This is a genomic window from Curtobacterium guangdongense (assembly GCF_049341845.1).
Lineage (GTDB): Bacteria > Actinomycetota > Actinomycetes > Actinomycetales > Microbacteriaceae > Curtobacterium > Curtobacterium guangdongense.
In genome coordinates this window covers 96,423-111,125 of sequence record NZ_JBMPIT010000008.1, presented here as the reverse complement: position 1 = coordinate 111,125, position 14,703 = coordinate 96,423, and the positions used below count along the sequence as shown (strand labels likewise).

Here is a 14,703-nt window from a genome sequence, read left to right as displayed (position 1 = left end):
TCGTAGAACGCACCGGTCACCAGCGGCCGAGCCGGGACTGCAGCACGGCCAGCGCGGCGGGCCCAGCGGTGGACGTCCGGAGCACGGTGTCACCGAGCCGGACCCGGACGGCACCGGCAGCCGACAAGCGGTCGAGTTCCGACCCGTCGATGCCGCCTTCGGGGCCGACGACCAGCGAGATCGACGTGGCGTCGGCTGGCGGCTCCCACGTCGCGAGCCGCTCGGTGGCGGTCGGGTCGAGCACGAGGAGCACGACACCGGCCGACGACGCGGACGCCGCGAGCGCCGCGGTCGTCACCGGGTCGGACACCGACGGCACCCACGACCGGATCGCCTGCTTCGCCGCTTCGTGCGCGATCGCCTGCCAGCGGGCACGGCCCTTCGCGACCTTCGCGCCCTCCCAGCGGGAGACACTGCGTGCCGCGGACCACGGCACGACGTGGTCGACGCCGATCTCGGTCGCCGCCTGCACCGCCATCTCGTCCCGGCCACCCTTCGCGAGGGCCTGCACGAGCGTGAGCGACGGCACCGGGCGCGACGACACCAGGACGTCCGAGACCGTCAGCGACAACGAGTCGCGGCCGAGCGACGCGACCGCGCCGACGACGACCGTGCCCTGCCCGTCCGAGAGCCGCAGCGTCTCCCCGACCCGCACCCGCGACACCGTCACGGCGTGCCGGCCCTCGGCCCCGTCGAGTGTCACCGAGGCGCCGACGGCCACACCGTCGAGCGACTCCACCAGGTAGAGCGATGCCATCAGAAGTTGAAGAAGCGATCGCGGAGCTTGCCGAACATCCCCTGCTGGAACCGGGCGAGCTGCGGCGGCGACGCCTTGTGCGACTTCGCGAGCTGCTCGACGAGCTGACGCTCCTTGTGCGACAGCTTCGTCGGGGTGACGACCTGCACGCCGACCCGGAGGTCGCCGCGGCCGTTCCCGCGCAGCTTCGTGACGCCGCGGTCCTTGAGCACGAGCACGTCGGCGCTCTGCACGCCGGGACGGATCTCGAGCTCGACCGGGCCGTCGAGGCCGTCGATCGTCGCCGTGGTGCCGAGTACCGCGTCGGTCATCGAGACCTCGAGCGTGGCGAGGAGGTCGTCCCCGTCACGGCTGTAGACGTCGTGGTGCCGCACGCGGATCTCGAGGTAGAGGTCACCCGACGGGCCGCCGGCGGGGCCGACCTCGCCCTGGCCGGGCATCTGCAGGCGCAGACCGGAGTCGACACCGGCGGGCACGTCGACCGGGATGGTGCGACGGGCGCGGACGCGGCCCTGGCCCTGGCAGGTCGGGCACGGGTTCGGGATGACGGTGCCGTAGCCACGGCAGGTGCCGCACGGTGCGCTCGTCACGACGTTGCCGAGGAGCGACCGGACCTGGCGCTGGATGTGACCGGAGCCACCGCAGATGTCGCAGGTGCGCGGGCTCGTACCAGGAGCGCAGCAGGAACCGCCGCACGTCTCGCAGAGCACCGCCGTGTCCACCTCGACGTCCTTGTGCGTGCCGAAGACGACCTCGTCCAGGTCGACGTCGATGCGGAGCAGGGCGTCCTGTCCGCGTTCGGCACGGCTCCGGGGACCGGAACCCCGGCCGCCGCCCCCGCCGCCACCGAAGAAGGCGTCGAAGATGTCGCTGAAGCCGCCGGCCCCGCCGCCGAACGGGCTGTCGGCCTGCGGGCCGGCGTCGTACCGCCGTCGCTGCTCGGGGTCGCTCAGCACGTCGTACGCGTGCGTCACGTCCTTGAAGCGCTCGGCGGCGTCCGGGCTCGGGTTCACGTCCGGGTGGAGCTCGCGCGCGAGGCGTCGGTACGCCTTCTTGATGTCGGCGTCGGCCGCGTCGCGCGGGACACCGAGGACGTCGTAGTGGTCTGCCACGTATCCCTCAGTTGGTTTCGTCGGTCGTCTGGTCGGTTCGGCCTGGAGGCCGTGGTCACGTCACGCGGTCGGCCCGCGTCGCTGCTGCCGTCGGGCTGGCACGGTCGGTGTGCACTGCGGCGGTCGTCAATTCTCTCCGAGCAGTCTGGACAGGTACCGCGCGACCGCGCGGACCGCGGCCATGTTGGAGCCGTAGTCCATGCGGGTCGGTCCGAGGACGCCCAGTCGGGCGACCTCCCCGCCCGCGGCGACGTACCCGCCGGCGACGATGCTCGTCGCGTCGAGGCCGTACTCCGCGTTCTCGACGCCGATCCGTGCGGTGACGGACACGTCGTCGAGCTGCATCTCTCCGAACAACCGGAGGAGGGTCACTTGTTCCTCGATCGCTTCGAGCACCGGGAAGAGTCCGCCGGAGAAGTCCTGCTCGCTCTTCGCGAGGTTCGCGGCGCCCGCCATCACCAGGCGGTCCTGACGGTTGGCCGCGACCTGCTCGATCACCGTCGCGACGACGACGCCGGCGAGGGTCTGCGACTCCGGCCGGATCTGCGCGGGGATCTCCCGCAGCGCCGTCGGGACGTCGTGGAGCATGAGTCCGACGGTCGCCGCGTTGAGCACCGTGCGGAGTTCGACGAGCGCGGACTCGTCGAGCGCGACGTCGGTCTCGACGACGCGCTGCTCGACCCTGGCGGTGTCGGTGATGAGCACGACCATCAGCCGGGAGTCCCCCAGCCGGACGAGTTCGATGTGCTGCACCCGTGCCCGCACCATCGAGGGGTACTGGACGAGCGCGACCTGGTTCGTCAGCTGACTGAGCAGCCGGACGGTGCGGCCGAGGACGTCGTCGAGGTCGTTGGACGCCCCGAGGAAGGTCTCGATGGCGTGCCGCTGCGCACTGGAGAGTGGACGGGCGGCGGCGAGGTGGTCCACGAACACGCGGTACCCCTTGTCCGTGGGCACCCGGCCGGACGACGTGTGCGGCGCGATGATCAGCTGCTCGTCCTCGAGCAGGGCCATGTCGTTGCGGATCGTCGCGGCACTGACCCCGAAGGCGTGGCGCTCCACGATCGTCTTCGACCCGACGGGCTCGCGTGAGGCGACGTAGTCGCGCACGATGGCCTTGAGGACCTCGAGGGAGCGTTCGCTGACCAACCCAGATCCCTTCCGTTCGTGCTGGCACTCGGACGTGTCGAGTGCTGATCCTACGCCCGCGCACCGACGTCCCGACACTTCTCCACATCGGATCGCTACGCTTCCGGCATGACCTACGGACAGCAGCCGGGCAACGGACAGCCGGGCGGACCCTGGGGCCAGCAGCCCGGCGGACCGCAGGGCCCCGGCCCCTACTACCAGCCGCCGCAGCCGATGACGCCGGAGGACCAGCGTCTCTGGGCCACACTCACGCACGTCGGCCAGATCTTCTTCAGCTTCATCGCACCGCTCGTGGCGTACTTCGTGCTGCGCGACCGGGGTCAGTTCGTCCGCGAGCACACCCGCGTCGCGCTGAACTTCTCGATCACCATGGCGATCGCGGACGTGGTCGGCGTGATCACCAGCTGGCTCGGCATCGGCATCCTGATCATCCTCGCGGTCCGCGTCCTGACGATCGTGTTCGGCATCATGGCCGCAGTCGCCGCAAACCAGGGCCGCTTCTACCGCTACCCACTGTCGATCGAGTTCCTCAAGCAGTGACGCGCCAGGGCTGGTGACGCGCCAGGGCTAGTCGAGCAGCTCCCGGACCACGGCGTCCGCGAGCAGGCGGCCCCGCAGCGTCAGGTCGAGGTGACCCGGCGTGCCGGCCATGCCCTCGCCGCCTGTCTGCCCCAGGGCACTGCGGCCGTCCACGAGGCCCCGTGCGATGAGCCCCGCGACCCGGCCACGAGCCTCCTGGCGGAGCTCGGACGTCCGGAGCTCGCCACGGACGCGCGTGGCGAGCAGCACGCGCTCGACGTACCTCGTCTCGTCGTCCAGGGTCTCGCGCCCGGCGGCCGGCGACTCGTCGGCGAGCACCCGGTTCGCGTACGCGGCCGGGTGCTTGACGTTCCACCAGCGCGTGCCGGCGACGCTCGAGTGCGCGCCCGGGCCGACACCCCACCAGTCGTGGCCCTTCCAGTACGACAGGTTGTGCCGGCTGGCGTGCTCGTCGCCCTTCGCCCAGTTCGAGACCTCGTACCAGCCGTACCCGGCATCGCCGAGGACCTGGTCCGCGAGCTCGTACATGTCCGCGGCGACGTCGTCGTCCGGTGCCGGCAGCTCGCCGCGCTTGACCGCGCGGCCCATGGCGGTGCCGTCCTCGACGATGAGCGAGTACGCCGACACGTGGTCGGGCTCGCACGCGATCGCCGCGTCGAGCGAGGTGCGCCAGTCGTCGAGGGACTCCCCTGGCGTCGAGTAGATGAGGTCGAGCGAGACGTCGAGTCCCAGCTGCTTCGCGAGGTCGACGACGAGCGGCACGCGTTCCGGGTCGTGGGTGCGGTCGAGCGTGGCGAGCACGTGCGGCACCGCGGACTGCATGCCGAAGCTCATCCGGTTGAACCCGCCGGCGCGGAGCGTCTCGAGCGAATCCGCGTCGACCGAGTCCGGGTTCGCCTCGGTGGTGACCTCGGCACCGGGGAGGATCCCCCACGTGTCGTCGATCGCGCGGAGGACCATCGCGAGGTCGCTCGCCGGCAGCATCGTCGGCGTCCCACCGCCGAAGAAGACCGTCGAGACCGGCCGCCGCGGCACGCCGGAACGGTCGAGCACCTGCGCGGCCCACTGGATCTCGCGGACGGCGTGTCCGGCGTAGTCGTCACGACGGACGCCGCGGAGCTCGGAGGCCGTGTACGTGTTGAAGTCGCAGTACCCGCAGCGGACGCGGCAGAACGGCACGTGGACGTAGACGCCGAACGGCACGTCGCCCGCGCCGGGCCCGGGGGTGATCAGGCCGTCCACGGGAGCCGGGTCGGCGATCGGCAGAGCACTCGGCATGGAGTCCATTGTCCGTCATGATGGAGTCATGGAGCACCACCCCGTCCCGACCACGGTGCTGTGGGACATCGACGGCACCCTCGTCCGCAACGCGACGTCGCCGGGCAACCTCTACCACCTGGCCCTCGAGCGTGCGATCGGACGCGACCTCCCCCAGCTCGTCGGGCACCAGCACGGCCGCACCGACGCCGGCATCATCGCGGAGCACGTCCGCGCACACGACCTCGACGACGGGGTCATCCCGACCGTCAGCAGCCACCTCCGCGACCTGTCCGAGGAACGGCACCGCGCCGGCGACCACCGGACGCCAGCACCCGGTGCCACCGCGTTGGTCGCGCGCTTTGCCGAGATCGGCTGGCGCAACGGCCTGCTGACCGGCAACTCCGCCTACCGGGCCCGCGTGAAGCTGCTCGGCGCCGGGTTCGACGTCGACGCGTTCGACTGGGAGCACTCGTACTTCGGCGACGAGGAGGTCGAGCGGGCTGGCGTCACCGCCCTCGCTGCCACCGCGCTCGCCGGCACCCGCGCGGTCATCGTCGGCGACACACCCAGGGACGGCGAGGCGGCCGACGCGGTCGGCATCCCGTTCCTCGCCGTCGCGACCGGGGTCTACGACGTGGACGAGCTGCGGCACACGAATGCCGTCGCGATCGCACGCGACTGCGTCACGGACGCCGCCCTGATCGAGGACGCGATCGCGGCGCTGCCGCCGCTCCGGCCGGTCGACGAGGACTAGTCGCCGCGGAGCGCCTCGAGGTACTTCTCGGCCATCACGCGCTGCTGCCGTCGCAGGAGCGGCGCGACGAACTGCCACTTGCGACTCGCCGGCTGCGAGAACTGGCGGACCTGCAGCCACACCGAGCCGTCGGCGGTGCGTTCCACCACGAACGACTCCTCACCGGAGAGCGGGTGCCCCTCGAGCGTGCCGTAGGCGAACCCCTTGCGGTCGGGCTCGTCGATCACGGACACGACCCGCACCGGCGCCTGCACCGTCCGCCCGAACGCGTGCATCGTCAGCACGGCGGAGGTCCCCGCGGTGACGAGCGGCGTGCCGTCCGGCGCGAACTTCTCGACGCGCGGCGTCCCGATCGACGCGGGCGCGATCGGCACCCCCTGTTCGTCGAACGTCACCGGGTTGTAGCGGACCTCGTCGTCGTCCGGCGCTTCCTCCACGTGGACGCGGATGCCGCTGCGCTCCTGGATCTGCCACGTCAGCGCCTGCGTCACCGCGGTCTCGAACCGCTGCTCGCCGTGGCCGATCCGCGAGCGCGACTCCGCCGGGACGAATCCCTCCGGCGGGTAGGTCATGAGGTCCGGCGCCTGCGTCGCACCGACCGCTCCGTAGGTCAGGGCGGTCAGGTACCCTCCGCGGCTGCTCATGCGGCCATCGTACTGGGGCGCGGAGCACGGATCGAACCGACCGGGGCTCACCTCGAGCGGGTCGCCGTCCGCTTTCCGCGCGCCCCGAACTGGAGGCCGTGGTCGCCCCCGCCCCGCCCCTATCGTTGGCGCGTGCCCACGCCCGAACCCACCCGCCGCCGGTCCGTCGACCGCCGGGTCCTCGTCCTCGCCATCGCGACGCTCGTCGCGTTCGCGATCGCAGCCGCCGCACGGGTCACCGTCGACCAGGCCGTCGCCGGGTACGGCGTGCCGTCGCGCTACTCGACCGAGGCGGCGAGCGGCTGGACCACGTTCGACACCGTCGACGTCGTCGCCGGCATCGGGGCATCGGCGGCCGGCGCCGGCGTGCTGCTGTTCGGCGCGACGCTCGTCACCGCGGTGCGACGCCACCACCACCGTCGGCTCCCGCTCCTGCTCGGCGGGACCACCGTCCTGTTGGCGCTCGGCGCCGTCGTGGCCGCGGTGGTGGCGACGTCCGCGACCGACTTCGCCACGGTGTCGGAGGCGACCATCGTGCGGACCGCGCTGGCGGGACTGGCGGCTGCGAGCCTCCCGGCCGTTGTACTGACCGCGTTGCGGACACGCGCCCGCCCCTGAGTCCGCGCTACTTCTTCTTCTCTTCGACGTCTCCGGAGAGCGCCGCGATGAAGGCTTCCTGCGGGACCTCGACCCGGCCGATCGTCTTCATGCGCTTCTTGCCCTCCTTCTGCTTCTCGAGGAGCTTGCGCTTGCGGCTGATGTCACCGCCGTAGCACTTCGCGAGGACGTCCTTCCGCATCGCGCGGATGCTCTCGCGCGCGATGATGCGGGCGCCGATCGCGGCCTGGATCGGGACCTCGAACTGCTGGCGCGGGATGAGCTTGCGGAGCCGCTCTGTCATGAGCGTGCCGTAGGCATACGCCTTGTCGCGGTGCACGATCGCGCTGAACGCGTCGACCTGGTCGCCCTGCAGCAGGATGTCGACCTTCACGAGGTCGGCCGCCTGGTCGCCGGTGGGCTCGTAGTCGAGGCTGGCGTAGCCCTGCGTCTTGCTCTTCAGCTGGTCGAAGAAGTCGAAGACGATCTCGCCGAGCGGGATCTGGTAGCGGATCTCGACGCGGTCCTCGCCGAGGTACTCCATGCCGAGCAGGGAGCCGCGGCGCTGCTGGCAGAGCTCCATGATCGCGCCGACGTAGTCCTTCGGCGCGAGGATCGCGGCGCGGACCATCGGCTCGCGGACCTCGACGATGCGGCCGGTCGGGAACTCCGACGGGTTCGTCACCTGGACCGTGGTGTTGTCCTCGGTCGTCACGTCGTAGATCACGCTGGGCGCGGTCGTGATGAGGTCGAGGCCGAACTCACGGCTGAGTCGCTCGGTGATGATCTCGAGGTGCAGCAGGCCGAGGAAGCCGCAGCGGAAGCCGAAGCCGAGCGCCACGGACGTCTCGGGCTCGTAGACCAGCGCCGCGTCGGACAGCTTGAGCTTGTCGAGCGCGTCGCGGAGGTCCGGGTAGTCCGAGCCGTCGATCGGGTAGAGGCCCGAGAACACCATCGGCTTCGGGTCGGTGTAGCCGGGCAGGGCGTCCGTGGCGGGCCGCTGCGCGCTCGTGACGGTGTCGCCGACCTTGGACTGCCGGACGTCCTTGACGCCCGTGATGAGGTAGCCGACCTCGCCGACGCCCAGGCCCTTGGTCGGCTTCGGCTCGGGGCTCGACACCCCGATCTCGAGGATCTCGTGCGTCGACTTGGTCGACATCATCTGGACCTTCTCGCGCGGGGCGATCGATCCGTCGATCATGCGGACGTAGGTCACGACGCCGCGGTAGCTGTCGTAGACCGAGTCGAAGATCATCGCGCGAGCAGGGGCCTCGGCGTCACCGACGGGGTTCGGCACGGTGCGCACGACGCGGTCGAGGAGCTCCGGGACGCCGACGCCCGTCTTGCCGGAGACGCGGAGGACGTCCTCCGGCTTGCCGCCGATGAGCTGCGCGAGCTCGGCCGCGTACTTGTCCGGATCGGCAGCGGGGAGGTCGATCTTGTTGAGGACCGGGATGATCTCGAGGTCGTTCTCGAGCGCCAGGTACAGGTTCGCGAGCGTCTGGGCCTCGATGCCCTGCGCCGCGTCGACGAGCAGGATCGCTCCTTCACATGCGGCGAGGGAGCGGGAGACCTCGTACGAGAAGTCGACGTGGCCGGGCGTGTCGATCATGTTCAGCGCGAACGTCGTGCCGTCGAGCTCCCACGGCATGCGGACCGCCTGCGACTTGATCGTGATGCCGCGCTCGCGCTCGATGTCCATGCGGTCGAGGTACTGCGCACGCATCGCACGGTCCTCGACGATGCCGGTGATCTGCAGCATGCGGTCGGCCAGCGTGGACTTGCCGTGGTCGATGTGCGCGATGATGCAGAAGTTGCGGATCGCCTCGGCCGGAGTCGCGGCGGGCTCGAGCGGAGCGGATGCTTGTGGGCTCACGGTTCCTCAGGTGGGTCGGACGGTCGAACGATTGTCCCACGGTTGTGCGTGCTCGGCGTCCGGGGCGGGCAAGGCACCGAGACCGTGGCGCAGGTCCTCCGGCGTCGCGGCGAGGCACACGCGGATCCAGCCCTCGCCCGTGCGGCCGAACGCGCTCCCGGGTGCGACGGCGATCTTCTCGCGCTGCAGGAGTCCGAGCGCCCACTCCGCGACGTCCCCGTCGGCGGCGTGCGACATGTCGATCCACAGGTAGAACGCCCCCTTCGGGTCGTTGTACCTGATGCCGGCGGCGTCGAGCACCTCGGTCGCGACCTCGAGGTTGGCGCGGTAGTGCTCGCGGGCGTCACGGACCGCGGAGTGGTCCCCGACGATCGCCGCGAGAGCCGCGTACTGGTCGGGCTCCGCGACGCAGCTGATCATCGCCTCCTGGGTCGTCCGCATGGTCGCGCCGAGCCCCTTCGGCGTCACGAGGTACCCGACGCGGACGCCCGTCATCGCGTAGGTCTTGCTCAGCGAGAACGCGGTGAACACCCGGTCGTCCTCGTCGAGCGCCGCGAGGCTCACGTGCCGCGTGTCGTAGGTGAAGTACTCGTAGACCTCGTCGCTGATCACCCAGAGGTCGTGCCGCTTCGCCAGGGCCAGGATGCTCCGGAGGGTCTCCTCGCCGAACACCGACCCGAGCGGGTTCGACGGTGAGTTCACCACGATCGCCCTGGTGCGCTCGGTGATGCTCGCCTCGAGTGCGTCGAGGTCGGGCTCGAAGCCGTGCTGCGGCTCGAGCCGGTACGGCACCGGGGTCGCACCGAGGATGTGCGCGTTCATCGTGAACGTCGTGTAGCCGGGATCCGGCACCAGGAGCTCGTCGCCGGGGCTCAGCACCAGGGTCATCGCCTGGAACAGTGCCTGCGTCGCGCCGATCGTCATCCAGATCTGCTCGAGGTCCACCTCGATGCGGTTCTCACGCAGCAGCTTCTGCTGGATCGCCTGGCGCAGCGGCAGGATGCCGCCGTTCGGGGTGTAGTCCGTCCGGTCCTCGGTCCACGCCCGCTTCGCCGCGTCCCCGATGTGTGCAGCGACCGGGACGTCGGGCTCCCCCACGACGAGCATGGTGACGTCCTCGCCACTCTGCTGCAGCAGGGCGGCCTGCTCGAAGACCCGGCGGATGCCGGAGGGCGGGACGGTGTCGATCCGGGGTGCGAGGGACGGCATGTCCGTCACGGTAACGGAGCCGTGTTTCCGCGCGGTGACACGGGTCGTGCGCGTTGAACCGGATGCGCCGTCCTGGTAGTGTTGCTTGCTGGCTTGCGCGTTCCCCGCCCACGGGTGGAACGCGAGACGACCAAGGGCCCCTCTACCCAGCGGTCGCATTCACCCGTACGAGACGAAGCAGGAGCACCACGCATGGCGAACATCAAGTCGCAGATGAAGCGCATCAAGACCAACCTCAAGGCCACCGAGCGCAACAAGGCCTACAAGTCCGAGCTGAAGACGTTCATCCGTCACACCAACGAGGCGATCGTCGCCGGCGACAAGGAGAAGGCCACCGCCGCTCTCGCCGTCGCGTCGAAGAAGCTCGACAAGGCCGTGAGCAAGGGCGTCATCCACAAGAACCAGGCCGCGAACCGCAAGTCGGCCATCGCGAAGAAGGTCGCTGCGCTCTGAGCGTCTGACCCCCTCGAAGGCCCCGCACCGTTCCGGTGCGGGGCCTTCGTCGTTGTGGGGACGGGTCCGGGGGTTGGTGGTCCGGGGCGCGGCGCGCTTCGCTTTCGCACAACCGAAAGCAAGTCGCACCGGTGATCGCCGTGGCGCGTCGTGCTCTTGGTTGTGCAGACACCAGGGCGAGGCTCGGGCGGCGCGGACGGACGGGAGGCTCGGGTCGGGTCAGCGGGGTTCGCCGCGACGGGCGATGGTGCGGACCATGACCTCGAGCGCGTAGTGAGCGTCTCGAGAGCCACCCTTCACCGCGGTGTCTGCCTCGGCGATGCTGATGATCGCGTTCGCGAGCCCGGCCTCGCTCCACCCGGCGACGTCGCGCTGCGCGCGCTGGACCTGCCACGGCGCCATGCCGAGCGCGGACGCCGCCTGGCCGCTCGAGCCCCGGTAGGCGCTGACCTTCGCCATCGTGCGGATCTTGCTCGCGAACGCGGCGACGATCGGCACGGGTGCTTCGCCGGTCGACAGCGCGTGCCGCAGCTCGACGATGGCGGGTGCCGATCGACCCGCGAGCGCGATGTCGGCGACCTTGAACGCATTGGTCTCGACGCGACCGCCGTAGTACTTGTCGACGACCTTGTCCGTGATCTCCTGCGCTTCGTCGGCGAGGAGCTGCCGGCACGCGGCCGCGAGCTCGGCGAGGTCGTCCGCGAACGCCGCCACGAGGGTACGGACCGCGGACGGTGCGATCTTCCGACGTGCGGCGCGGAACTCGGCGTTCACGAAGTCGATGCGGTCGGTCTCACGCTTGAGTTCGTCGCACTGGACCTCGATCCCGCCGCCCGATCCGCCGCGGATCGCGTCGAGGAGCTTCTTGCCGCGGACTCCCCCGCCGTGCCGCAGCACGAGGGTGACGTCGTCCGCCGGCGCGCCGAGGTACGAGATGGTCTCGGTGATGAAGGCGTCCGTGCACTTCTCGACGTTGGTGACCCGGACCAGGCGCGGCTCACCGAAGAGGGACGGACTGGCGAGCGTCGCGAGCAGCCCGGGTGCGTACTGGTCGGCTTCGAGGTCATGGACCTCGAGCGCGGGGTCTTCGCCGACCAAGAGGTCGCGCAACATCCCGGTCGCCCGCTCGGCGAGGAACGTCTCCGGCCCGGTCACGAGGACGACGGGCGCCGGACGGATGCCGGACCACGGGACCTGGTCGATCTTCGCGGCGGCGCGCGCGGGCTTCTTGGCGGGCATGCGTTCCTTCCGATGGTGCGGGTCCGAGTCTACGGGCCACCGCCGACCCTTCCGGTGCCCGTCCCGCGGGCGTCTGCCCCGGGGACGCCCGCTCCGTCCACACCTCCGGCCCGTCCGCTCCCCCACGTGCGACCACCGTGCCCTGCCGATCCGTCCGGAACACGGTCGTCCCGGATGCGGCGAGCATCTCGAGCGCCCGCGCGGTCGGGTGTCCGTACGAGTTGTCCGCACCGACGCCGATCAGTCCGACCGGTGCCGCAAGTTGCCGGTAGAGCAGCGGGTCCTGGTCCGAGGAGCCGTGGTGCGACACCTTCACCGCGTCGACCTTCCCGAGCGGTACCCCGCCGCGGAGCCGTCGCTGGGCGATCCGGTCGAGATCCCCGAGTAGCACCGCGGACAAGCACGACCCGCATGACTCCGGTGCGTCCACCGCGAGCACGATGCTCGCGTCGTTGCCAACGGCACGATCACCTGCTGGCGGCCAGAGCACGCGCCAGGTGACCTCGCCGATGGTCCCAGCGGTCCGGTCGTCGGCTCGGCGGACGTCTGCTCCGGCACCGGCGAGCGCCCGGACGACGGCTGCGTCCGCCGGGCGACCGATCGGACCGGTGAGCACCACGTCGACATCGGCAGCGACCTCGTCCACCGCACCGACGTGGTCCCGGTCGAAATGGGTCAGCACCAGGAGGTCGAGCCGGCCGACCCCGAGCAGGTCGAGGCACGCGCGGAGGCGTTCCCGGTCGTCTCCGGTGTCGACGAGCGCCGTGCTCGCCCCGCTGCGGAGGAGCACCGCGTCCCCCTGCCCCACGTCGCACATCGCGATCGCCCAGTCGGCGGGTACCCCCACGCGGACGACCACGAGCGGGACGATCACGGTACCGGCGCCGATCACCGTGACCGTCGCCGCCGCCACGAGGAAGCGCAGCCGTGCCACCGCGGGCCCGAGCACCGCGCCGACGAGTGCTCCGGACACCAGCACGGCCGCACCCACGCCGACGAGTCCGGCCGGCCACGGCACCGACGCCGCGGGGAGCGCCGCGGCACCGTGCGCGATCGCGCCGATCGCCGATGCGGGCAGCCATGCGACGGCCGCGACGACCGATGCCCCCGCGGGCCAGACGGAAGCGATCAGGCAGGCGAGGAGCCCGACGACGGTGACGACCGGTGCGAACGGCTCGGCGAGGAGGTTCGCTGGCACCGCGTACGTCGGGAGCGCTGCGGACAGCGGGATCGTCAACGGCCAGCACGCCATCTGCGCCGAGACGGGGACCGCGATCGCTGCAGCAACCGGCGTCCAACACCACCGCGTGAGGAGCGCGGTCAACGGTGGCCCGAGCACCACGATCCCGCTCGTCGCGAGCACGGACAGCCCGAACGCGAAGGAGCGGGCGAACCACGGATCGACGACCAGCATGCCGATGACCGCGAGCGCGATGAGCGGAACGCCTCGGACCGGACGCCCGGACAGGTGCACGACGAGTACGACGATCGCCATCACGGTCGCGCGCAGGATCGACGGATCAGGACGGACCAGCACCACGAACCCGACCAAGAGCGTGATCGCCACGGCGGCGCGGACCTCACGCCCGAGTCCGAGCGCACGGCCGACCAGGACGACCACCGCGACGATGACGGCGCAGTTCGACCCGGACACGGCCGTCAGGTGGGTCAGCGCACTCGTCTCCATCGCGGTCTCGGTCGCGGGGTCGAGCCCGCTGCGGTCCCCGATCGCGAGTCCTCGGAGCAGCGAGCCCCCGGGCTCGGGCAACGCAGCGGTCACGTCGGCGAAGGCGCTGCGGGCCCGGTCGGTCGCGGCGAGGAAGCCCGACGGTGCTTCGGTGTCGACGGCACCGCGGACGAACAGCACGGACACCGTCGCAGCTCCGGGTTTGTCCGGTTCGACCACCGCCATCGCCGACAGCCGCGTCCCGGCCGGCAGCGCTCGGTCGACACCGGCGAGCCGGTCGGGCACCACCCGCACCGGAACGTCGACCGCGGTCCCGTCGACCGCGGACAGCGTGCCGACGACCGAACGGTCACCGGCGGCGAGGTCACGGTCCAGGACCACGTCGACCCGTACGGGTGCATGGCCCACGTCGTCGAGGACAGCAGGCGTGCGTACGACGTCCCCCACGGCTACCGCCACCCCGATCAGGCCGACCACGACGGCAGACGTGAAGACCACCGTCACGACGGCCCGGACGACCTCTGACGCGCGTGGCCAGCGCAGGAGGACGACCCTGGCGACGACGATCGCGCTCGAGCCCAGCACGACGGACCACGCCAGGTCCGGTCTGCCGACGAGCACCGCCGCGATTACCCAGCCGATCGCCACCGGGACCGCGGCCCGGAGGTCCGTCCGGTCGGCCGCGGGGTTCACACCCGCACCCGGTCGCGCAGCTCGGCCAACCGCGCGTCCCCGATCCCGCTGACGTCGAGCAGGTCGTCGACGCTCGCGAACCGACCGTGCTCGTCGCGCCACGCCAGGATGCGCCCCGCGAGGGCCGGTCCGATACCGGGAAGTGTCTCGAGTGCCGCCTGGTCCGCGGTGTTCAGGTCGACCACGTCGCCGACGCCAGCCACACCAGCACCACCGCCACCGCTCCCGCCCGGACCGGTGCCACTCGCGGCCCCCGCGCCGCCACCCGCACTGCCGTCAAGCGCCTGCGGCACCTCGACCTCGCCGACCCGCGGCACGTACAACCGTTCGCCGTCCTGGACCGGCCGCGCGAGGTTCAACCGCCCGAGGTCGGCATCATCAGCCGCGCCACCCGCCGCCGCCAGCGCGTCCGTCACCCGACTCGCCCCCGGCAACGTCACGACCCCCGCCCGGTGGACCGCGCCCAGCACGTGGATCACAACCGACGGAGCCGGCGACGACGTCGGACCCGGGGTCCGTGCACCGTCTGAAGACCGATCGGACACCACCGGGGCACCCGTCACCGTGGCGACACCCCCGGCGCCGCTCCCCCGCGCCCCGAGCAGGATGACGACCAGCGCGACCACCACGACGACGCCGGCCAGCACGAGCGCGGCGCGCGGCGAGAGCGAGAAACGGGACATGCCGGAACGCTAGAGAGCCCGGCCGACCGGCCGGGCTCTCGAGGCGTGAA

14 protein-coding genes are annotated in these 14,703 nt (G+C 71.3%); 4 read left to right on the top strand and 10 right to left on the bottom strand.

Annotation, left to right across the window (positions count from 1 at the left end; all coding sequences use genetic code 11):
* Positions 1 to 16 precede the first annotated feature (16 nt).
* The 3 genes from ACO0E1_RS14230 to hrcA all read right to left on the bottom strand — a co-directional run bounded on the left by ACO0E1_RS14230 (position 17) and on the right by hrcA (position 3,018).
* Positions 17 to 757, bottom strand: coding sequence for a 16S rRNA (uracil(1498)-N(3))-methyltransferase (locus ACO0E1_RS14230; protein ID WP_422874794.1), 741 nt, complete (start codon positions 755 to 757; stop codon positions 17 to 19).
* Entirely contained in the window at positions 757 to 1,869 is a 1,113-nt protein-coding gene (dnaJ, locus tag ACO0E1_RS14225; RefSeq protein ID WP_422874793.1) for a molecular chaperone DnaJ, read from the bottom strand. The genes ACO0E1_RS14230 and dnaJ overlap by 1 nt, the downstream gene beginning before the upstream one ends.
* A 126-nt stretch (positions 1,870 to 1,995) precedes the next feature.
* Positions 1,996 to 3,018: a heat-inducible transcriptional repressor HrcA gene (hrcA, locus tag ACO0E1_RS14220; protein WP_422874792.1), complete on the bottom strand. Its 1,023-nt coding sequence runs from the start codon at positions 3,016 to 3,018 to the stop codon at positions 1,996 to 1,998.
* A gap of 108 nt (positions 3,019 to 3,126) precedes the next feature.
* On the opposite strand from hrcA, the gene ACO0E1_RS14215 reads away from it, so the two are divergent.
* Positions 3,127 to 3,558 (top strand): DUF4870 domain-containing protein, encoded by a 432-nt coding sequence (locus ACO0E1_RS14215; protein ID WP_422874791.1) that lies wholly within the window; start codon positions 3,127 to 3,129, stop codon positions 3,556 to 3,558.
* A 27-nt stretch (positions 3,559 to 3,585) separates the two neighbouring features.
* Here the strand turns inward: ACO0E1_RS14215 and hemW are convergent, their stop codons facing one another.
* Complete coding sequence (hemW, locus tag ACO0E1_RS14210) at positions 3,586 to 4,836, bottom strand: radical SAM family heme chaperone HemW (protein WP_422874790.1); 1,251 nt, start codon at positions 4,834 to 4,836, stop codon at positions 3,586 to 3,588.
* A gap of 28 nt (positions 4,837 to 4,864) precedes the next feature.
* Between hemW and ACO0E1_RS14205 the strand changes: the two genes are divergently transcribed.
* The gene (locus ACO0E1_RS14205) at positions 4,865 to 5,572 is read left to right on the top strand and encodes an HAD family hydrolase (RefSeq protein ID WP_422874789.1); all 708 of its coding nucleotides are present in this window, start codon (positions 4,865 to 4,867) and stop codon (positions 5,570 to 5,572) included.
* On the opposite strand, the gene ACO0E1_RS14200 is transcribed toward ACO0E1_RS14205, so the two are convergent.
* Positions 5,569 to 6,216: a DUF1990 family protein gene (locus ACO0E1_RS14200; protein WP_422874788.1), complete on the bottom strand. Its 648-nt coding sequence runs from the start codon at positions 6,214 to 6,216 to the stop codon at positions 5,569 to 5,571. The two genes, ACO0E1_RS14205 and ACO0E1_RS14200, sit on opposite strands and share 4 nt — an antisense overlap.
* Before the next feature lie 132 nt (positions 6,217 to 6,348).
* Here ACO0E1_RS14200 and ACO0E1_RS14195 point away from each other — a divergent pair, with 132 nt between their 5' ends.
* A complete protein-coding gene (locus ACO0E1_RS14195; protein ID WP_422874787.1) occupies positions 6,349 to 6,834 on the top strand; it encodes a hypothetical protein in 486 nt (161 codons plus the stop codon).
* A gap of 7 nt (positions 6,835 to 6,841) precedes the next feature.
* On the opposite strand, the gene lepA is transcribed toward ACO0E1_RS14195, so the two are convergent.
* Together lepA and ACO0E1_RS14185 are read right to left on the bottom strand one after the other, a co-directional pair.
* On the bottom strand, positions 6,842 to 8,689 hold the full coding sequence (gene lepA / locus ACO0E1_RS14190) for a translation elongation factor 4 (protein WP_281264226.1): 1,848 nt from the start codon (positions 8,687 to 8,689) through the stop codon (positions 6,842 to 6,844).
* Between the two features lie 6 nt (positions 8,690 to 8,695).
* Entirely contained in the window at positions 8,696 to 9,898 is a 1,203-nt protein-coding gene (locus tag ACO0E1_RS14185) for a pyridoxal phosphate-dependent aminotransferase (RefSeq protein ID WP_422874786.1), read from the bottom strand.
* 192 nt (positions 9,899 to 10,090) lie between these two features.
* Between ACO0E1_RS14185 and rpsT the strand changes: the two genes are divergently transcribed.
* Positions 10,091 to 10,351: a 30S ribosomal protein S20 gene (rpsT, locus tag ACO0E1_RS14180; protein WP_071299347.1), complete on the top strand. Its 261-nt coding sequence runs from the start codon at positions 10,091 to 10,093 to the stop codon at positions 10,349 to 10,351.
* A 219-nt stretch (positions 10,352 to 10,570) separates the two neighbouring features.
* Here the strand turns inward: rpsT and holA are convergent, their stop codons facing one another.
* From holA to ACO0E1_RS14165, 3 genes are read right to left on the bottom strand one after another with little or no spacing between them, the layout of a single operon-like run.
* On the bottom strand, positions 10,571 to 11,530 hold the full coding sequence (gene holA, locus ACO0E1_RS14175; RefSeq protein WP_402728978.1) for a DNA polymerase III subunit delta: 960 nt from the start codon (positions 11,528 to 11,530) through the stop codon (positions 10,571 to 10,573).
* Positions 11,415 to 13,970: a ComEC/Rec2 family competence protein gene (locus tag ACO0E1_RS14170; RefSeq protein ID WP_422874785.1), complete on the bottom strand. Its 2,556-nt coding sequence runs from the start codon at positions 13,968 to 13,970 to the stop codon at positions 11,415 to 11,417. The genes holA and ACO0E1_RS14170 overlap by 116 nt, the downstream gene beginning before the upstream one ends.
* The gene (locus ACO0E1_RS14165) at positions 13,967 to 14,653 is read right to left on the bottom strand and encodes a ComEA family DNA-binding protein (protein ID WP_422874784.1); all 687 of its coding nucleotides are present in this window, start codon (positions 14,651 to 14,653) and stop codon (positions 13,967 to 13,969) included. Before ACO0E1_RS14165 ends, ACO0E1_RS14170 begins: the two co-directional genes overlap by 4 nt.
* Positions 14,654 to 14,703 lie beyond the last annotated feature (50 nt).

Bases quoted from the DNA above. Each gene is read 5' to 3' on its own strand.
- ACO0E1_RS14185 (WP_422874786.1), bottom strand. From the start codon at position 9,898: ATGCCGTCCCTCGCACCCCGGATCGACACCGTCCCGCCCTCCGGCATC.
- ACO0E1_RS14205 (WP_422874789.1), top strand. From the start codon at position 4,865: ATGGAGCACCACCCCGTCCCGACCACGGTGCTGTGGGACATCGACGGC.
- ACO0E1_RS14230 (WP_422874794.1), bottom strand. From the start codon at position 757: ATGGCATCGCTCTACCTGGTGGAGTCGCTCGACGGTGTGGCCGTCGGC.
- ACO0E1_RS14215 (WP_422874791.1), top strand. From the start codon at position 3,127: ATGACCTACGGACAGCAGCCGGGCAACGGACAGCCGGGCGGACCCTGG.
- rpsT (WP_071299347.1), top strand. From the start codon at position 10,091: ATGGCGAACATCAAGTCGCAGATGAAGCGCATCAAGACCAACCTCAAG.
- ACO0E1_RS14200 (WP_422874788.1), bottom strand. From the start codon at position 6,216: ATGAGCAGCCGCGGAGGGTACCTGACCGCCCTGACCTACGGAGCGGTC.
- ACO0E1_RS14165 (WP_422874784.1), bottom strand. From the start codon at position 14,653: ATGTCCCGTTTCTCGCTCTCGCCGCGCGCCGCGCTCGTGCTGGCCGGC.
- hemW (WP_422874790.1), bottom strand. From the start codon at position 4,836: ATGCCGAGTGCTCTGCCGATCGCCGACCCGGCTCCCGTGGACGGCCTG.